We start from the raw sequence: 17,204 nt of genomic DNA, 5'->3' as shown, positions 1-17,204 counted from the left end.
GCGCGTCGTGGCGACGCAGCGGGAGAAGCCCGGCAAATCGGGCCGCAGCTTAACAGCCGCGTGACGGCACGCCCCCTCCGAGCGGGTTACGGAACGCCGCTGAAACCGGCGACCGCCCGCCCGGCCGGCCGCTCACCAGCCGAGCCCGATCCGCAGCGTCAGCATCACCGCGGTGCCGCTGATGATGGTCCCGAGGATGCCGCGCTTCCAGAAGAAGTAGGCCGTGCCGACCGCCGCGGCATAGAGCCGCGCGTCCTTCCAGGTGTGGATCAGCTCCCCTTGCGTCATGACGATCTCCGGCACGATCACCGCCGCGAGCGCCGCCAGCGGCGCATAACGCAGGCCGTCGCGGACCCACTGCGGCAGCGGGACCTCGCGATCCGGGATCATGAAGAAGCTGCGCGTGACCATGGTGATCACCGCCATGCCGAGGATGCCCAGCGCCGCCTCCCACACGCTCATGCCGGCCTCCCCGAGGAGGAACCGGACGAGCTGGTCGGTCCGGGTCCCGGTCCCGGCGACGCCGGCGGGAGCCACTTTTCCATCAGCAGCCCCACGGCCACCGCGGCGGCGATCGCCACGAGGATGTTCAGCCGCAGCGGCAACGCGTACGCCGCCACCGCCGCGCAGCCGGCCACCGCGCCCGAGATCCAGGTGTTGCGGTCCTTCAGCAGCGAGTAGCTGAGCCCCAGCAGCGCCAGCACACCGGCGAAGCCGAGGCCCCAGTTGGTCGGGATGCGGTCGGCGAGGAGGATGCCGGCGATGGCCGGGATCTGCCACGCGGGCCAGTTGGCCGCGACGCCGCCCCAGAAGTATGGGAGCTGGTTGTCCGGATCGGGCTTCAGGTCGGGGAAGCGCTTGAGGAAGGCGACGTAGTTGAGATCGGCAGCGAAGTAGCCGATGACCAGCCGCTGCGTGCGCGGCAGCGGCCCGAAGTACAGGCGCCACTGGGCGCTGAAGATGACGAAGCGCAGGTTGACGCAGAAGGCCGTGGCCCACAGCACCCACAGCGGTGCGCCGCTGGCGAGCAGGGGCAGTGCGGCCAGCTGCGAGCTGCCGGCGAAGACCGTCAGGCTCATCAGCAGCGACAGGCCCACGCCCAGGCCACTCTTGACCATGGCCACGCCGGTCACCAGCCCCCAGGCCGAGATGCCCAGCGTGATGCCGAGCATCTCCTTCGCGCCGCGCTTGAATTCCGGGTGGCGCACCAGCGCCGAGAGTCCTTCCGCCATGGGCGCGATTGTCGTCTGCGCGGTGCCCAAACGAATCGCCCCTCGCCCGCTGTCGCGTCGAGGGGCGTCCACACAGCGCCCGAGGGCGCCGCGTCAGGCGCTCACTTCAGCTTGCGCACCGAGCCCGAGCCCGCGTTGGACATGCTGATCTCCGGGCTGCCGACGTAACCGACGTCGCCCGAACCGGCGATGCGCACGTCCAGCTTGCGCGTCGGCGCCACGGTGACGTCGCCGCTGCCGGAGATGCTGACCTTGGCCTCGTCCACGATCAGTTCGCGGGTCTTGACGTCGCCGCTGCCGGCCACCGTCACCGACAGCGCGTTGGCCTTGCCGTTGAAGAGCATGTCGCCGCTGCCGGCGACGCGCAGCGTCACATGGTCGGCCTCCAGGCCCTGCACGCGCAGGTCGCCGCTGCCGGCGATGCTGGCGTCCAGGTTGCCGGTCTTCATCGGCTCGACGCGGATGTCGCCCGAGCCCGAGATCGACAGGCTGCGCAGCTGGCGCATGTCCAGCGTGATCGTCGGCGTGCCCCGGGCGTTCAGGCTGAAGCCGCGCTTGGGCGAGATCTCCAGCGTGCGGCCCTTGCTGCCGTCGACGACCTTGGTCTCGATGTAGCTGAACAGGTTGCGGTCGGTCTTGACCTCGACCTTGTCGGCCGAGCCCTGGCGCACGAAGACCTTGAAGTCGCCGGACAACGCCACCGCGTCGAACGCGCCGACGTCGCGGGCATCGGCGGCGACGTCGCCATTGCCCTCGATGCGCTGCGAGCTGCCGAAGCTCAGCGACCAGGCCTGCGCGGTGCCGACGGCGCCCACGGACGCCAGGCTCAGCGCGGTGATGGCGAACAGACGGCGGGTGGCGCGGAAGGACGGGGTGGTCATGGACGATCTCCTGATCTTTCGGATGATCGTATCTTCCCCGCGTCGCCCCCGCCCGGCGACCGGGCGATGACGAACTGCACCATCCACGGGATCAACTGCACGGCTGGGCGATGTGCCGAATGCAGCGGGCGACGCTCAATGGCCGCCCTTGCCCTTGTCCGAGGTCTTGTCCGACGTCTTGTCGGCGGGCTTGTCCGCGGCCTTTTCGCTGACCTGCCCCTTGGCGGAGCGCGGCGATTCCTCCTCGTCGTCCGACGCGGCCGCGCCGGGCCGGCTGGCCTGCGGGTTCGCGACCAGCGGACGCGTGCCCTCGAGCTTGTTCTCGCGCATGTACTCGTCCATCTCCCGCCAGCCGTCGTAGACGGCCGCCTTCTGGGCCTTGGGGTTCAGGGCGTAGCAGTCCTCGATGGCGCGCAGCGCGTTGCGGCAGGCGCCGCCGATGGCCTTGCCCTCGGCCTGCTTGGCCGCCGCGACCTTGGCGGGATCCTCGATGCCGAGCTGATCGCAGCCGGCCAGCAGCGCGGCGGCGCCGAGCAGCGCCGCCAAGGCGGTCAGGGAACGGGAAGAGGCCTTCATGCTGTCCTTTGCGGCCGCCGGGGACAGGCGCTTGAAACAGGCGCACCAGCGGTATCGGGCCATTGTGCCGTCGACGCCATCACCCCCGATCCAATGAAAAACACCGCCCGGAGGCGGTGTTTCGTGGTTCCGGCGCCCGGGATCGCCATCGGCGTGCCCCGGCGTCGCGGTGCTCAGCGGCGGGCCATCGCCATCAGGCGCTCGATGCGCTCCTCGGTCGACGGGTGGGTGCTGAACAGCCCCCGGATGCCACCGCCCGAGAGCGGATTCATGATCATCATCTGCGCCGTTTCCGGGTGGCGCTCGGTGGTCTCCAGCGGGATGCCCTGGGCATAGCGGTGGATCTTGTCGAGCGCGGTCGCCAGCGCCTGCGGGTCGCCGGAGATCTCGGCACCGCCGCGGTCCGCCTCGAACTCGCGGGCGCGGCTGATCGCCATCTGGATCAGCGAGGCCGCGATCGGCGCCAGGATCGCCACCAGCAGGCCGACGATCGGGTTGGCCGGACGGCCTTCGCTGTCGCGCGGGCTGAAGAACATCGCGAAGTTCGCCAGCATCGAGATCGCGCCGGCCATGGTCGCGCTGATCGTCGAGATCAGGATGTCGCGGTGCTTCACGTGGGCCAGCTCGTGCGCCATCACGCCGCGCAGTTCGCGCTCGGACAGCACGCGCAGGATGCCGGTGGTCGCGGCGACCGCGGCATGCTCCGGATTGCGGCCGGTGGCGAACGCGTTGGGGGCGTTCTCCTCGATCAGGTAGACCTTGGGCATCGGCAGCTGGGCGCGCGCGGCCAGCTCCTTGACCATGTTGTAGAACTGCGGCGCGCTGCGCTCATCGACTTCCTGGGCGTTGTACATCTTCAGCACCAGCTTGTCGGAGAACCAGTAGCTGAAGAAGTTCATCCCCACCGCGACGACCAGTGCGATCAGCATGCCCGTCTGGCCACCCAGCAGGGAGCCGATCGCCATGAACAGCGCGGTGATGGCGGCCATCAGGATGGCGGTCTTCATCAGGTTGAACATTGCAATCACTCCTCGAAAACAGCGGCCGGAGCCGCGAAGGGAAACTCACCCGGACAGTACACCGTCCCGATGTCCCATGTGACGGCAAGGCGGCCCGGTTCAAGCCGGGGCCGGTCCGGTTTGACCGACGATTCAGTCAGGGTTAAGCGAAGCGGGTACCGACCTGCAGCGGCCGCGCCTGCAGGAACGCGGCGGCGGGCAGGCGCTTGCCGCCGGCACGCTGGAGGTCGGTCAGCCGGACGCTGCCCGCGCCGCAGGCGACGACCGGGCCGTCGGGCGAGACCACCAGCACCTGTCCGGGCTCGCCGAGCGCGCCTTGCGCCTCGACGACCTCGGCACGCCAGATCTTCACCGCCTCGCCGTCGACCTGCGCGACGCCGCCCGGGAAAGGATCGAACGCCCGCAGCCGGCGCGCGATCTGCGCGGCGTCGTCGGTCCAGCGGATCTGGCTCTCGGCCTTCTCGATCTTGTGGGCGTAGGTGACGCCCGCCTCGGGCTGCTTCACCGGATGGAAGCCGCCGCAGGCGGCGAGTTCCAGCGCCTCGACGATCAGCCGGCCGCCGAGCGTCGCCAGCTTGTCGTGCAGCGTCGCGGTCGTGTCCGCCGCGGCGATCGGCAGCCGCTCGAGCAGCAGCATGTCGCCGGTGTCCAGGCCCTCGTCCATCTGCATGATGGTGATGCCGGTCTCGGCGTCGCCGGCCTCGATGGCGCGGTGGATCGGCGCGGCGCCGCGCCAGCGCGGCAGGATCGAGCCGTGGATGTTCAGGCAGCCCAGTCGCGGCAGTTCCAGCACCCACGTCGGCAGGATCAGGCCGTAGGCGGCGACGATGAGCACGTCCGGGCGCGCGTCGGCCAGCGCCTGCCGGCCCGCCTCGGCCTCGTCGGGGAACTTGCCGTCGAGCCGCAGGCTGCGCGGCTGGGCCACGGCGATGCCGCGCGCCACCGCCAGCTGCTTCACCGGCGAGGCCTGCAGCTTCATGCCCCGACCGGCGGGCCGGTCGGGCTGGCTCAGCACCAGCGGGACCTCGAAGCCGGCGTCCAGCAGCGCCTGCAGCGCCACGGCGGCGAATTCGGGAGTGCCCGCGAAGGCGACGCGCAGAGCCGAGGCCATCAGTGCTTCGCGTCCTCGCGGGCCTTCTTCACCAGCTTGGTCTTGATGCGCTCGCGCTTGAGCGGGCTCAGGTACTCGACGAACACCTTGCCGGCGAGGTGGTCCATCTCATGCTGCACGCAGACGGCCAGCAGGCCTTCGGCATCGAACTGGAAGGTGTGGCCGTCGCGGTCCAGCGCCTGGACGGTGACCTTCTTGTGGCGCATGACCTTGTCGTAGATGGTCGGCACGGAGAGGCAGCCCTCCTCGCCTTCGATCATCTCCTCGCTGCGCGCGACGAGCTCCGGGTTGATCAGCACCAGCGGCTGGTTGCGCTCCTCGGAGACGTCCATCACCAGCAGGCGCTCGTGCACGTCCACCTGCGTGGCGGCCAGGCCGACGCCGTCGGCGTCGTACATCGTCTCCAGCATGTCGTCGGCCAGCGCGCGCAGGCGGTCGTCGACCGCGGCGATGGGCTTGGCCACCGTGTGCAGGCGTGGATCGGGGTATCGAAGAATGGAAAGTTTCGCCATGGTGAGGACGCGAGGCGCGGTGAGCCGCTGTGGACAGCGCACAACGCCGGTTTGTAAGGGCTTGCAAGGGAGGGCGGGCCGGTTCATTGCCGGGCCCCCTGAACCGGGGCAGAATCGCCGCCAGCGAGACGGTTGATTTTCGCCGATTTGGCGGTCAGTCTGGCCCTCGTCACAAAAGCGCCATTGGCCACGAGGGGCCTTCGATCTCGGCGCGCGGAGAACAAGTAATGACGCAAAGGCGGCCGCTGGGCTTGACGATGATTTCTGCAGCCCTGCTGGCGGGCACCTTTGCCGCCGCGCCGTCGTTCGCGGCGGGGGACTTCCCCATCACCCAGGGACAGCGCCAGACGGCGCAGCAGGTCGCCCAGGCCGGCGTGCCCCTGTCGGAGCTGGCGCCCAACGCCCCCGACACGTACACGGTCAAGGCAGGCGACACGCTCTGGGCCATCTCGGGCATCTTCCTGAAGAGCCCGTGGCGCTGGCCCGAGCTCTGGGGCATGAACAACGACCAGATCCGCAATCCCCACCTGATCTACCCCGGCCAGGTGCTGATGCTGATCAAGGCCGACGGCCGCGCCCGCCTCCAGCTGGGCCGCGACGTGGGCGCGGGCGGCCCCGGCGGCACGGTGAAGCTGTCGCCCCGCGTGCGCTCCGAGTCGCTGTACGACGGCTCCATCGCCGCGATCCCGCAACACCTGATCGAGCCCTTCCTCAACGAAGCCGTGGTGCTCAACGGCAATGATCTGGACACCGCGCCGCGGATCGTCTCGGCGCAGGAGAACCGCGTCTGGATGAGCAAGGGCGACCTGGCCTATGCCCGCGGCAACCTGCCGCCGGATGCGAATGCCTTCCGCGTCTTCCGCGAGCCGCGCGCGCTGCGCGATCCGGTGACCAAGGAAGTGCTGGGCTACGAGGCCGTCTACGTCGGCACCGCGGACCTGACCCGCGCCGGCAGTGGCGGCGGCACGAAGAACGAAGTCCCCGCGACGCTGACGATGACGCTGAACCGCATCGAGGCACAGCCGGGCGACCGCCTCGCTCCGGTGCCGGAGCGCGGCTACACGAGCTATGTGCCCCACGCGCCGCAAGGCCCGATCAACGGCTCCATCATCTCGATCTACGGCGATGCGATCACCGCCGGCCAGAACCAGATCGTGGCGCTGAACAAGGGCAAGCGCGACGGTCTCGAGCGCGGTCACGTGCTGGCGCTGTGGCATGCCGGTCGCGTCGTGCGCGACCCCACCACCGCGCGCCGCGAAGAGATCCGGCTGCCCGACGAGCGTCACGGCCAGCTGTTCGTCTTCCAGGTCTTCGACCGCGTGTCGTACGCGCTGATCCTGTCGGTCCAGGAACCGGTCGTCCCGGGCGACCGGTTCACGCAGCCGTAATCACGGCGGTCAGCGCGGCGGCTCTCCGGATCAGGTCGTCCCGAGGACCGCACGGATGAGCCACGACGAACTGCGCGACTGGCTTCATCTGCTGTCCTGCGTCTCGCGCGGCGCCGCCCGGCGGCTGCTCGCGCGCCACGGCGCACCGGGCGCCGTCCTCAGGGCCGGCCGCGCCGGCTGGGGCGCCGCACTTGCTCCGGAGGAAGCCACGCTGCTGGCGAAAGGCCCGGACCAGCTCGACCGGCTGGTCCGACGCACCGAAGACTGGCTGTCCAGCGGCGAGCGCCGCTCGATCCTGCTGCTGGGCGCACCGGACTACCCCCTGCCTCTGCTGCACACGGCCGATCCGCCGCTGATGCTCTATCTGGACGGTCGGCGCGAGCTGCTCAGCGAACGCTGCGTCGCGGTCGTCGGCAGCCGGCGTCCCAGCCCGCAAGGCGACGAGAACGCGCGGTACTTCGCCGCCGGCCTGGGCGAAGCGGGGTTCTGCGTCGTTTCCGGACTGGCCCAAGGCATCGACGGCGCCGCGCATGAGGCCGCGCTGAACACACGAGGCAGCACGATCGCGGTTCTCGGCACCGGGCCGGACCAGGTGTACCCGCTGGATCATGCGGATCTCTCCCGCCACGTCGCGCGACGCGGGCTGCTGGTGAGCGAGTACTTCGTCGGTACGCCTCCGATGGCGCCGAATTTTCCGCAACGCAACCGCATCATCGCGGGACTGTCGGAGGGTTGCCTGGTGGTCGAGGCCGCCCTGAAGTCGGGATCCCTGATCACCGCGCGGCAGGCGTCCGAGGCAGGCCGGGAGGTCTTTGCCGTCCCCGGCCCCATCCATGCGCCGCAATCCAAGGGGTGCCACTACCTGCTCAAGCAGGGCGCCTGCCTGGTCCAGGAGTTGGACGACCTGCTCAACGAGCTCCCCACCGGCGGGCTGCCCCGTACGGCGCCGCTCGACCTGGAACCCGAGAGCGCGCCGGCGCCCGAGGCCGTGGAAGCGGACGTCGATCACCCCCTCCTTCGCGCGATCGGGCGGGACACGGTGTCCCTGGAGCAGCTCTCGCAGCGCAGCGGTTGGCCGCAGGACGAGCTCAACGCGACGCTGCTGGACCTGGAGTTGGACGGTCGCGTCGCACGGCTGCCCGGCGCGCTTTTCCAACGCCGCCGCACGACGTGAATCCCGATCCCGTCAAGAACGCGTTCCGGCGTTCTGGAAGGAGGAATTCCATGCGCCGGACCGTTCATTTCGGGAGGATGGGCTTTCGGGGCGTCGGTTATCATCCCCGCCATGTTTGACGTCCTCGTCTACCTGTACGAAACCTATTGGCGGCCCGACGCCTGCCCGGATCACGCACAGCTGACCCGCAAACTGTCGGCGGTCGGGTTCGAAGACGACGAGATCCGCGACGCCCTGTCGTGGCTGGACGGCTTGGCCGGCGCTGCCGAATCCCATCACGGTGAGCCCGGCGAACGCAGCATGCGCGTCTACACGCGCGATGAGCAGGACCATCTGGGCGAGAGCTCGATGGGGTTCATCAGCTTCCTGGCCTCGGCCGGCGTGCTGCCGACCGCCATGCGAGAGATGGTGATCGATCGCGCGATGGCCATCCCCGGCGGCCCGCTCGACCTCGAAGACCTGAAGATCATCGTGCTGATGGTGTTCTGGAGCCTGGGCGAGGAGCCCGATGCGCTGATCCTCGACGAGTTGTTCGTCGCGCCGGAAGAGCGCCTGATCCACTGATACGCCTGCTTCCAGCTGGCGCAGAAAGCAGAACCGGCCCCGCATCGCGGCGCCGGTTTTTTCATGGGCGCGTGGAACGCCGGTCTGACTCAGGCCAGCAGGCGGCTCGGGTCGACTTCCAGCTTCGCGAGCGCGTTGCGCGTCGCCTTCACGGTGAGCGATTCGTCCTGCGCCGGCAGCATCAGCCCGGCTTGCAGGAACGCGGCCAGCCGGCTCAGTTGGAACAGCACGCCCCGCCCTTGAGGCGAGACGAACAGGATCAGGTGATGGCGCAGCCCGCGCCAGACAAGCTGGACCGGCTCGACCCGGCCGCGGTAGTCGAGCATGTACCAGCTGCCGACCTGCAACTCGCGCGCCCACGCCAGCATCGCCGACGTCGGTGCCGCGCCGCCCTCGGCGACCACTTCCAGCCCGTCGCATTCATGGCTGGACAGGTCGCGCACCAGCGTCTCGTTGATCTCGCCGGACTCGGGCGACGGGAGCATCGCCTCCAGCGTCTCGAGCTGGCTCATCAGGTCGTCCAGCCGCTCGCGCGGGATCGCCGCGGTCTTGGCGGTGAACGCGGCGGCCAGTGCGTTGTTCAGCGACCGGATGTGTTCGTCCTGGCGCTCATGGCTGAGGCCCGCGTGGCCCATGCCGTCGCGCAGCGTCTTCAGCAGCGGCGGCAGGCGACGGATCACCTCGGCCCGGTCCTCGCGGGACACCTTCGCGCTCGCGGACCAGATCAGGTCGGCCGCGGCGCGCTTCATCGCCTTGGTCTGCTCGGCCTGGGGACCGTAACGCACGCCCGTCACCGCCAGCACATCCGCCCAGACCTGGAACAGGAAGTCGCGCACGCCGTCCTGCACCGGGACCTCGGACAGCATCTTGCGCAGTTCGATCGTGTACTGGATCGCCAGCGTCTCGCGCTGCTCGACCTGCTGCGCGAGCGACACGCCCTTCTTCGAGACCTCGTTCTCCTGCTCGAAGTAGTGATCGAGGAATTTCTCGAACTCGGTCAGCACCGTCTGGAAGACACGTCGGCCGGTGTCGGGGTAGGCCTCGACGACCTGCACCACGCGCTTGATCTCGCGCTCCAGCGCATCGCCGATCTCGGCGGTGGAGGTGCTGAAGCCCATCACGCACGAGCCCATCCGGTCGATCAGGCGGCGCGCGGGATGGTCGTCCGTGGCGAAGAAGTCGGGCTCGCCGACGGCCACGCGCAACACCGGCATCTGCAGCCGCGCGAACCAGACGCGGATCGCCGGCGGAATGCGTTCTTCCTGCAGGATGGCCTGGAACAGCAGCGCGACCAGTTCGATCGTGGCACGCTCGGCTGGCGTGTCGGCGGCGTTCTTCAGGACCTGCTTCAGCGCCTGGTTGCGGTGGCGGATCTCGTCGAGTGCCTGCGGGGCCGTCAGTTGCTGGTCGACCGTCGCGACCTTGTCCGCGCGCCGTTGCACCGCTTCCTGCGCGTGATTGATCGCGGCGGTCAGCCGTGGCGAACCGGTCCGCGTCGCCGGACCGGCCGGATGACCGGACATCGTCGCCGGGCCGGCCGGTGCGGCGGGCAATCCGCTGCGCGTCGCCGGCCCCGCCGCCGGCATGCCGGAACGCGACGGCGCCTGGGCCTGCGGCTGCGCCAGCTCCGGCACATGCCGCGCAAGCACGCGCTGCAATTGCGCCATCACCTGCTGGGCCGACTGGCTGGCCGGCGTCCCCGCCGGACCCGCCGGGACGGCCACCTGCGCCGCCTGCGGCGCGATGCCGCCGTGCGCCTGGCCCGGACCCTGCGCCGGCCCCAGCGGCGCGGCCTGCGTCATCCCCCCCGCCGGCGCGTTGCGACGGATGAAGGGGCGCAGGTCCACCTCGGGCATCACGCCCTGCTGGATCAGCCAGTGGTTGGCCTCGTGATAGGCCTCGTTCAGGAGCTGGGAGAACTCATGGTGCAACCAGCGCTGCAGCATCTGCCAGACGGAGCTGCTCAGGCCGGCCTCGAACCAGGCATCGAGCACCAGTCGCGCCAGCACCTGCGCGCGCAGCAGATCCTGCTGCTGGAGGTCCTCGACGCGCTCCAGCGACTGCATCCGGTTGCGCAGGTCGCTGAATTCCCAGCTGGCCTTGTCCATCATCGCCAGCGCCAGGCGGGAGGCAATGATCTCGCGCTCGATCGTGTCGTCGCTGACGAGGGTCAGGTTCTGCGGGCGCGACGACAGCGAGGCCGATCGCGAATCGCCCGCACCGTGGTGGTAGGCGTGCCGCAACGACTTGCCCAGCCGCGCGTGCCAGGGGGTCGAGGCGCGCTGCCACGCCTCGAAGGCGTCGCGGCGGGCCATCTGCAGCGCGTGCTCGGCCGGCTGCGCGAGCTGGTCCTGCACCGCCGTGGTCAGGACCGCCACCATGGCGGGCAGCCCTCGCAGCAGCACCTCCGTGTGGACGCGCCGCGCTTGCGAAGCCAGGGCCTGGGATCTTGCGTCGGCGGCGGTCATCGAGCTCGAGTTTGAGGAGTGCGGATGACTCTACTACACCACCGCGCCCGCGTTGGGGTCATCCGGGTCGCCTTGCTTGGCGGGGCCGGTCTTGACCAGGTCCTCGCGCTTGACGCCCAGCCACATCGCGATCGCCGCGGCCACGAAGACCGACGAGTAGATGCCGAACAGGATGCCGATCGTCAGCGCCACCGCGAAGTAGTGCAGCGTCGGGCCGCCGAACAGCAGCATCGACAGCACCATCATCTGCGTCGAGCCGTGCGTGATGATCGTGCGGCTGATCGTGGACGTGATCGCGTGGTCGATGACCTCGTGGGTGTTGAGCTTGCGGTATTTCCGGAAGGCCTCGCGGATCCGGTCGAAGATGACCACCGACTCGTTCACCGAGTAGCCCAGCACCGCCAGGATCGCCGCCAGCACCGCCAGCGAGAACTCCCACTGGAAGTAGGCGAAGAAGCCCAGGATGATGACCACGTCGTGCAGGTTGGCGATGATGCCGGCCACGGCGAACTTCCACTCGAAGCGGAAGGCCAAGTACAGCATGATGCCGATGACGGTGAAGCCCAGCGCGTAGGCGGCGTCGTGCGCCAGCTCGGCGCCGACCGACGGGCCGACCACCTCGCTGCGGGTCAGCTTCAGCGGTTCGGCGGTGCCGACCGCGCAGGCCTGGCGGGTCACCGCCTCGCCCTGCGGCGTGACCTCCTGGTGCTCGACGACATTGCCGTTCTCGGACTTGCACAACTCGGTGAACACGCGGCTGACCAGCACGTCCTGCTTGACGTCGGGCTTGACCGGCAGCCGGATCATGACGTCGCGCGAGGTGCCGAAGTTGGTCACCTGGATCTCGCCGAAGCCCATCTGCTCGACGGTGTGACGCGTCTTGTTGATGTCGGCGGCCTGCGCGTACTGGACCTCGACCACCGTGCCGCCGGTGAACTCGATCGAGAAGTGCAGGCCCTTCGTGACCAGGAAGAACACCGCGGCGACGAAGGTGAGGAAGGACACGGCGTTGAGGATCAACGCGTGTTTCATGAACGGGATGTCCCGTTTGATTCGGAAGAATTCCATGGCGTTGTGCGCTCGCTAAGGGGGCCGCAGCCGTTGTTACTTGGCCTCGACGGCTTCGGCCGCCGATTCAGCCGGGACCGCGGTCGTGCCGGGTTTCCAGACGGTGCCGATGGACACGGACTTCAGCCGCTTGCGGCCGCCGTACCAGAGGTTGACCAGCGCGCGCGAGAACATCACCGACGAGATCATCGAGGTGATGATGCCCAGGCAGTGCACCACCGCGAAGCCCTTGATCGGCCCCGAGCCGAAGGCCAGCAGCGCCAGGCCCGCGATCAGCGTCGTCACGTTGGAGTCCAGGATGGTCGCCCAGGCGCGTTCGTAGCCGGCATGGATCGCCTGCTGCGGCGCGAGGCCGGCGCGCAGTTCCTCGCGCACCCGCTCGTTGATCAGCACGTTGGCGTCGATGGCCATGCCCAGCACCAGCGCGATCGCCGCGATGCCCGGCAGGCTCAGCGTGGCCTGCAGCATCGACAGCACCGCCAGCAGCAGCAGCAGGTTGAAGCCCAGCGCCACCGCGGAGAACACGCCGAACATCATGTAGTACAGGCACATGAAGACGGCCACCGCGACGAAGCCCCAGGTCACCGACGCGATGCCCTTGTCGATGTTGTCCTTGCCCAGCGACGGGCCGATGGTGCGTTCCTCGATGATCTCCATCGGCGCGGCCAGCGAGCCGGCGCGCAGCAGCAGCGCGGTGTCGCTGGCTTCCTGCGTGGACATGGCGCCGCCGGTGATCGAGAAACTGTTGCCCAGCTCCCCGCGGATGACCGGCGCGGTCACGACCTGCCCCTTGCCCTTCTCGAACAGCAGGATCGCCAGGCGCTTGCCGATGTTCTCGCGCGAGACGTCCTTGATGATGCGGGCGCCCTTGGCGTCCATCTTCAGCGTCACGGAGGGCTGGTGGTTCTCGTCGAAGCTCGGCTGCGCGTCGTTCAGGTTGTCGCCGGTGACGACGACCTGGCGCTTGACGATGATCGGCGTGACGCCGTCCTTCTCGGTGAAGCGCTCGGTGCCGAAGGGCACGGGGCCGGTGCCCGCCAGCGCGGCCTGGGCCTCGGCGCTGTCGTCCACCATGCGCATCTCCAGCGTCGCGGTGCGGCCGATGATGTCCTTGGCCTTGGCCGTGTCCTGCACGCCCGGCAGCTGGACGACGACGCGGTCGCGGCCCTGCTGCAGGATCACCGGCTCGGCGACGCCCAGCTCGTTGACGCGGTTGTGCAGCGTGGTGATGTTCTGCTTGATCGCGGCGTCCTGGACGGCGATCACCGCCTTGGGCGTCAGCGAGCCGGTCAGGCGCAGCTCGGTGCCGGCACCGGACGGCACCCAGGCGAAGTCGGGCACCTGGTCGCGCAGCAGGTTCTGCGCCTGCGTGCGGGTGGCCTCGTCGCGGAAGTTGATGGCGACGTCGTTGCCCTCGCGGGTGACGCCGGCATGGCGGATGGTCTTGTCGCGCAGCATCGTGCGGACGTCGGAGGCCATCGACTCGGCCTTCTTCGTCAGCGCCGACTTCATGTCGACCTGCATCAGGAAGTGCACGCCGCCGCGCAGGTCCAGGCCCAGGTACATCGGGAACGCGTGCAGCGCGGTCAGCCAGGCCGGCGAGCGCGACACCAGGTTCAACGCGACGATGTAGGTGGGGTCGGACGTCTCGCTGCCGTTCAGGGCCTTCGCGATCGCGTCCTTGGCCTTGATCTGCGCGTCGGTGTCATGGAAGCGGGCGCGGATCGAGCTGCCTTCCAGATGCACGAAGTCGGGCGTGACGCCGGCCTGCGTGATCGCCTGCTCGACGCGCTGGCGGACGGTGTCGTCGATCTTGACGACGACCTTGGCGCTGGACACCTGCACCGCCGGCGCTTCGCCGAACAGGTTGGGCAGCGTGTAGATCAGGCCGACCAGCAACGCCACGACGAGCAGCGCGTACTTCCACAGCGGATAACGGTTCATGAGGAGATCCTCTGCAAACCAGGCGCCGCGTCGGCCGATGCGGGGCATCGGGTCCGCGGGCGCCTCTGAAAACCGACCCGGCGCGTGCGTCGCACGGGCCGGGTCGTCAGGGAGCGGTCACGCCGGACGCGGCCGCCCCAGGTCGGGGTTTCGAATTATTTCGAGACGGTGCCCTTGGGCAGGACCTGCACGACGGACGTGCGCTGGACCTGGATCTCGACGCCCGAGGCGATCTCGACGGTCAGGTACTGCTCGCCGATCTTGACGACCTTGCCGAGCATGCCGCCGCCGGTGATGACCTCGTCGCCCTTGGCCAGGGCCTCGACCATCGTCTTGTGCTCCTTCTGGCGCTTCATCTGGGGACGGATCATCACGAAGTACATGACGACGAAGACGGCCACCAGGGGCAGCATCTGCAGGAAGCCGCCCGTGGGGTCGGACGAGGCAGCAGGCGCGGCCTGGGCGAAAGCGTTGGAAATAAACACGTCGATATCCCTCAGGAATTGCGTTGGCGCCGGCCAGGGGCCGGAGCGCCGCCGGACACGAGGTCCTGGCGTACGGAAGAACCGGTGATTGTATGCGGCCCATCCGGCCGGCCCGGCACCTGCCGGACGCGGATTTAACTGGGGTTGACCTGCGCAAACTCAATCCGGCCCGGACCAGGGATTGCCCGTAGGCCAGACCCTGCGATGATCCGCGCCCATGACTTCAGACACCCTTGAGCTGCAGGACGTCGACAAACGCCGCCAGGCGGACCAGGCCTACGACGCGATCGAGACGCTGATCGCGACCTTGCAGTTGCGCCCGGGCGCGCCGGTGGTGGAGACGGAACTGATCGCGCGGATCGGGCTGGGTCGGACACCGACGCGCGAAGCGCTGATGCGGCTGGTCGCCAGCGGCCTCATCGCGCAGCAGCCGCGGCGCGGCCTGCTGGTCAGCGACATGCCGCTGGCGGAACACCTGGATCTGCTGGAAGCACGCCGGCCGCTGGAGCGGTTGATCGCCTGCTGCTCCGCCCGCCGGGCGTCGCCGGCGCAGCGCTCGGAACTGCTGGCCTGCGCGGCCCTCATGGCCGAAGCCGCCGAGCGGCACGACCTGGAAGCCTACATGCGGGTGGACCAGGCGTTGGACCGGGTCAACCACACGGCTTGCCGCAACCGCTATGCGGTGGCCGCGGTGCTGCCGATGATCATCCAGTGCCGGCGCTTCTGGTACGCGTACCGGCATCTGGGCGACGTCGCCATCGGCGCTCGCGCGCATCAGCGCCTCGCGGAAGCCATCGCGGGCGGAGACGGAGAAGCGGCAGCGGCGGCCTCGGACGTCCTGATGGATCACCTGCGCGCCTTCACGCAGCAGGTGATCGCCTGAAGGGCCCGACCGTCACGACCCGCCGGATCGACGCGCGGACGGCGCGCTGAGAGGCGGCCTGCCGGAATCCTCGTCGCCAGCCGCCGCGGCGGTCGGCGGCGATGGCGCCGGCCGGGGCTTGATCCGCTTGCGAAGCAGGCCCGGTCCGCGCCTCACGGCGGTCCTGCCGGGGCTGCTCACCGGAAGCGGACGCGCGCGACGCTGATCTGCGTCGTGCCGTCCGGCAGCGGCTTCACCGACACCACGCGGAAGTTCTTCGGCAGTCCGACCTTGTAGAGCTGCCCGCCCGCATCGGGCTTGTCGTCGTCGCAGGTCAGCGGACCGCCGTCCTTCGGCTTGCCGCGCGGGGCATCGGCGGCGCCGCAATCCAACGGCGTGCCGTAGCGCGACAGCGCGCGGCGATAGAACCTGCCGACGCGATCGACCTCGTCCTTGCTCTGGAACTTGCCGGCCGCCAACTGCAAGCCGAACAGCCCGCCCCAGAGGCTCATCTGCACGCTCGACTTGTCCTCGTCGCGATCCTTGTAGGGCAAGGCGCCGGGATAGAGCGGCGTGTCGAGGTCGACGCCGTCGGCCTTGGCGTCGACGGTGATGCCGGCGCTGAAGCCCTCCGGAGCGGGCGGCGGCGGCGCGGACTGGGCACAGGCCCCCAGCGCCAGCGTGACGGCACCGACCAGCAGTAGTGCCGCACGCGACATCCGCGCGCACGGACGGCGGGTCAAGGACGAGGTCGGCGGGGAAGACAACGAGGAGATCGAAGGCTTGATCACGGGACGCTCCCTGGTTCGAAGTGCGATGCACTGTACGAACCGGTGCATCGCGCAGCGCCCGCGCGGCGACCAACTGCATCCCCGGAGGGACAGACCGCATCCATCACGGAGCGGGCGCTTCCTCAGGCGCGGCGCCGCAAGGTCCACAGCGCAGCACCGATCAGGCCCACGCCGACGATCTGCGTGAGACTCAGCGCCCGGCCGTAGACCGCCCAGTCGACCAGCACGGCCGTCCCGGGATAGACGAACTGCAACACCGCGATGCGCCCGGTGCCGAGCCGCGCCATGCCGGCGTACAGCACGACATACGCCAGCCCGGTGTGCAGCACGCCGAGTCCCGCCAACCAGCTCCAGGAGGCGCCGAACGCCGGCAGCCCGTGCATCAGCGGCCACGGCAGCAGCACGACGGCGCCCACGACGCACTGTCCCGCCGACAGCGCGAACGATCCAGCGCGTTCAGCCTCGAGCTTGGCGAGGAAGCTCGCCGCCGCGTAAGTCACCGACCCGAGCAGGCACATCCCCACCCCGAGGGCATAACCCGGCAACCGCATGGCGCCGCCCGCGCCGCCGCCGGGCGCGAACACCTCATCCGCGATGCCGGTGGCCAACGCGAGGCCACACAACGCAATGGCGGCTGCCAGCCACTGCGCGCGCGTCACGTGTTCGCGCAGCCAGAAGGCGCCCATCGCCATCAGCCAGAAGGGTTGCACATGAAAGACGACCGTCGACACGGCGATCGAGCAGCGCGGGATCGCCGCGAAGAACAGTCCCCAGTTCAAGACCGTGAGCAGTCCCACGGCGAGCACCACGCCCAGCGCGCGACCGCGCAGCCGGACGAGCTCGCCGATCTGGCCGCGCGCGGCGCCCCAGGCGAGCAGCGCCGCGAGCCCGAACACGCAACGGAACCACACGGTCGTGGCGGGGTCCTGGGCGGCTTCCTCGACGAACACGCCGATCGTGCCGAGCAGCAGTCCGCCGCCCACCATGAGCCCCTGACCTTCCCGCAGGCGCCGGGCCGCGCCGGCTGCGGTCGCCGAAGACGGGGAAGAGGATTCTGGCGAGGAGGCGAGCGACGTGGACATGGGAAGAGTCTGGGCCGCTACCCGCATTCGGCCAAGCGAATCCTCTT

General features: G+C 69.5%; 17 protein-coding genes. 4 read left to right on the top strand and 13 right to left on the bottom strand.

The genetic code is table 11. The features are described from left to right. Nucleotides 1–132 precede the first annotated feature (132 nt). The 7 genes from AC07PR_RS27825 to def all read right to left on the bottom strand — a co-directional run bounded on the left by AC07PR_RS27825 (nucleotide 133) and on the right by def (nucleotide 5,331). The gene (locus tag AC07PR_RS27825) at nucleotides 133–462 is read right to left on the bottom strand and encodes an AzlD domain-containing protein (RefSeq protein ID WP_377161605.1); all 330 of its coding nucleotides are present in this window, start codon (nucleotides 460–462) and stop codon (nucleotides 133–135) included. Further along, nucleotides 459–1,232, bottom strand: a complete 774-nt coding sequence (locus AC07PR_RS27820) for an AzlC family ABC transporter permease (protein WP_483108671.1) — start codon at nucleotides 1,230–1,232, stop codon at nucleotides 459–461. The genes AC07PR_RS27825 and AC07PR_RS27820 overlap by 4 nt, the downstream gene beginning before the upstream one ends. Nucleotides 1,233–1,333: 101 nt before the next feature. Next, on the bottom strand, nucleotides 1,334–2,113 hold the full coding sequence (locus tag AC07PR_RS27815) for a head GIN domain-containing protein (protein WP_495137179.1): 780 nt from the start codon (nucleotides 2,111–2,113) through the stop codon (nucleotides 1,334–1,336). A gap of 135 nt (nucleotides 2,114–2,248) precedes the next feature. Then, entirely contained in the window at nucleotides 2,249–2,689 is a 441-nt protein-coding gene (locus tag AC07PR_RS27810; RefSeq protein ID WP_495137178.1) for a hypothetical protein, read from the bottom strand. A 173-nt stretch (nucleotides 2,690–2,862) separates the two neighbouring features. Then, complete coding sequence (htpX, locus tag AC07PR_RS27805; protein WP_377158055.1) at nucleotides 2,863–3,708, bottom strand: zinc metalloprotease HtpX; 846 nt, start codon at nucleotides 3,706–3,708, stop codon at nucleotides 2,863–2,865. Between the two features lie 142 nt (nucleotides 3,709–3,850). After that, nucleotides 3,851–4,807 carry a methionyl-tRNA formyltransferase gene (gene fmt / locus AC07PR_RS27800; RefSeq protein WP_495137336.1) on the bottom strand — a complete coding sequence of 319 codons (957 nt, stop codon included), beginning with the start codon at nucleotides 4,805–4,807 and terminating at the stop codon, nucleotides 3,851–3,853. Nucleotides 4,808–4,818: 11 nt separating this feature from the next. After that, nucleotides 4,819–5,331 (bottom strand): peptide deformylase, encoded by a 513-nt coding sequence (gene def / locus AC07PR_RS27795; protein WP_495137177.1) that lies wholly within the window; start codon nucleotides 5,329–5,331, stop codon nucleotides 4,819–4,821. Nucleotides 5,332–5,558: 227 nt separating this feature from the next. On the opposite strand from def, the gene AC07PR_RS27790 reads away from it, so the two are divergent. The 3 genes from AC07PR_RS27790 (at nucleotide 5,559) to AC07PR_RS27780 (ending at nucleotide 8,457) form a co-directional block, all read left to right on the top strand. Next, nucleotides 5,559–6,719 (top strand): LysM peptidoglycan-binding domain-containing protein, encoded by a 1,161-nt coding sequence (locus tag AC07PR_RS27790; protein WP_495137176.1) that lies wholly within the window; start codon nucleotides 5,559–5,561, stop codon nucleotides 6,717–6,719. Between the two features lie 55 nt (nucleotides 6,720–6,774). Then, complete coding sequence (gene dprA / locus AC07PR_RS27785) at nucleotides 6,775–7,893, top strand: DNA-processing protein DprA (protein ID WP_431101427.1); 1,119 nt, start codon at nucleotides 6,775–6,777, stop codon at nucleotides 7,891–7,893. 111 nt (nucleotides 7,894–8,004) lie between these two features. Further along, nucleotides 8,005–8,457, top strand: coding sequence for a Smg family protein (locus AC07PR_RS27780; protein ID WP_377158062.1), 453 nt, complete (start codon nucleotides 8,005–8,007; stop codon nucleotides 8,455–8,457). A gap of 89 nt (nucleotides 8,458–8,546) precedes the next feature. On the opposite strand, the gene AC07PR_RS27775 is transcribed toward AC07PR_RS27780, so the two are convergent. The 4 genes from AC07PR_RS27775 to yajC form a co-directional block, all read right to left on the bottom strand. Further along, nucleotides 8,547–10,925: a DUF1631 family protein gene (locus AC07PR_RS27775; RefSeq protein WP_377158063.1), complete on the bottom strand. Its 2,379-nt coding sequence runs from the start codon at nucleotides 10,923–10,925 to the stop codon at nucleotides 8,547–8,549. 33 nt (nucleotides 10,926–10,958) lie between these two features. Beyond that, nucleotides 10,959–11,993 (bottom strand): protein translocase subunit SecF, encoded by a 1,035-nt coding sequence (gene secF / locus AC07PR_RS27770; RefSeq protein WP_483108665.1) that lies wholly within the window; start codon nucleotides 11,991–11,993, stop codon nucleotides 10,959–10,961. Nucleotides 11,994–12,029: 36 nt separating this feature from the next. After that, the gene (gene secD / locus AC07PR_RS27765; RefSeq protein WP_483108664.1) at nucleotides 12,030–13,937 is read right to left on the bottom strand and encodes a protein translocase subunit SecD; all 1,908 of its coding nucleotides are present in this window, start codon (nucleotides 13,935–13,937) and stop codon (nucleotides 12,030–12,032) included. 155 nt (nucleotides 13,938–14,092) lie between these two features. Continuing rightward, nucleotides 14,093–14,422, bottom strand: coding sequence for a preprotein translocase subunit YajC (gene yajC / locus AC07PR_RS27760; protein ID WP_067278751.1), 330 nt, complete (start codon nucleotides 14,420–14,422; stop codon nucleotides 14,093–14,095). A gap of 217 nt (nucleotides 14,423–14,639) precedes the next feature. On the opposite strand from yajC, the gene AC07PR_RS27755 reads away from it, so the two are divergent. Then, nucleotides 14,640–15,305, top strand: coding sequence for a GntR family transcriptional regulator (locus AC07PR_RS27755; RefSeq protein ID WP_483108663.1), 666 nt, complete (start codon nucleotides 14,640–14,642; stop codon nucleotides 15,303–15,305). Nucleotides 15,306–15,481: 176 nt separating this feature from the next. Here the strand turns inward: AC07PR_RS27755 and AC07PR_RS27750 are convergent, their stop codons facing one another. Then, the gene (locus tag AC07PR_RS27750) at nucleotides 15,482–16,075 is read right to left on the bottom strand and encodes a hypothetical protein (protein ID WP_495137175.1); all 594 of its coding nucleotides are present in this window, start codon (nucleotides 16,073–16,075) and stop codon (nucleotides 15,482–15,484) included. A gap of 122 nt (nucleotides 16,076–16,197) precedes the next feature. Further along, the gene (locus AC07PR_RS27745; protein ID WP_483108661.1) at nucleotides 16,198–17,157 is read right to left on the bottom strand and encodes a DMT family transporter; all 960 of its coding nucleotides are present in this window, start codon (nucleotides 17,155–17,157) and stop codon (nucleotides 16,198–16,200) included. Between the last annotated feature and the right edge of the window lie 47 nt (nucleotides 17,158–17,204).

The sequence above is a fragment of the Roseateles sp. GW821-FHT09H11 genome (assembly GCF_059415845.1).
This window is presented reverse-complemented; position numbering and strand designations above follow the sequence as displayed.

What these genes read in the sequence shown, in the direction of transcription:
- AC07PR_RS27825 (WP_377161605.1), bottom strand. Translation starts at nt 462, where the DNA reads ATGAGCGTGTGGGAGGCGGCGCTGGGCATCCTCGGCATGGCGGTGATC.
- AC07PR_RS27820 (WP_483108671.1), bottom strand. Translation starts at nt 1,232, where the DNA reads ATGGCGGAAGGACTCTCGGCGCTGGTGCGCCACCCGGAATTCAAGCGC.
- AC07PR_RS27815 (WP_495137179.1), bottom strand. Translation starts at nt 2,113, where the DNA reads ATGACCACCCCGTCCTTCCGCGCCACCCGCCGTCTGTTCGCCATCACC.
- AC07PR_RS27810 (WP_495137178.1), bottom strand. Translation starts at nt 2,689, where the DNA reads ATGAAGGCCTCTTCCCGTTCCCTGACCGCCTTGGCGGCGCTGCTCGGC.
- htpX (WP_377158055.1), bottom strand. Translation starts at nt 3,708, where the DNA reads ATGTTCAACCTGATGAAGACCGCCATCCTGATGGCCGCCATCACCGCG.
- def (WP_495137177.1), bottom strand. Translation starts at nt 5,331, where the DNA reads ATGGCGAAACTTTCCATTCTTCGATACCCCGATCCACGCCTGCACACG.
- AC07PR_RS27790 (WP_495137176.1), top strand. Translation starts at nt 5,559, where the DNA reads ATGACGCAAAGGCGGCCGCTGGGCTTGACGATGATTTCTGCAGCCCTG.
- dprA (WP_431101427.1), top strand. Translation starts at nt 6,775, where the DNA reads ATGAGCCACGACGAACTGCGCGACTGGCTTCATCTGCTGTCCTGCGTC.
- AC07PR_RS27780 (WP_377158062.1), top strand. Translation starts at nt 8,005, where the DNA reads ATGTTTGACGTCCTCGTCTACCTGTACGAAACCTATTGGCGGCCCGAC.
- AC07PR_RS27775 (WP_377158063.1), bottom strand. Translation starts at nt 10,925, where the DNA reads ATGACCGCCGCCGACGCAAGATCCCAGGCCCTGGCTTCGCAAGCGCGG.
- secF (WP_483108665.1), bottom strand. Translation starts at nt 11,993, where the DNA reads ATGGAATTCTTCCGAATCAAACGGGACATCCCGTTCATGAAACACGCG.
- secD (WP_483108664.1), bottom strand. Translation starts at nt 13,937, where the DNA reads ATGAACCGTTATCCGCTGTGGAAGTACGCGCTGCTCGTCGTGGCGTTG.
- AC07PR_RS27755 (WP_483108663.1), top strand. Translation starts at nt 14,640, where the DNA reads ATGACTTCAGACACCCTTGAGCTGCAGGACGTCGACAAACGCCGCCAG.
- AC07PR_RS27745 (WP_483108661.1), bottom strand. Translation starts at nt 17,157, where the DNA reads ATGTCCACGTCGCTCGCCTCCTCGCCAGAATCCTCTTCCCCGTCTTCG.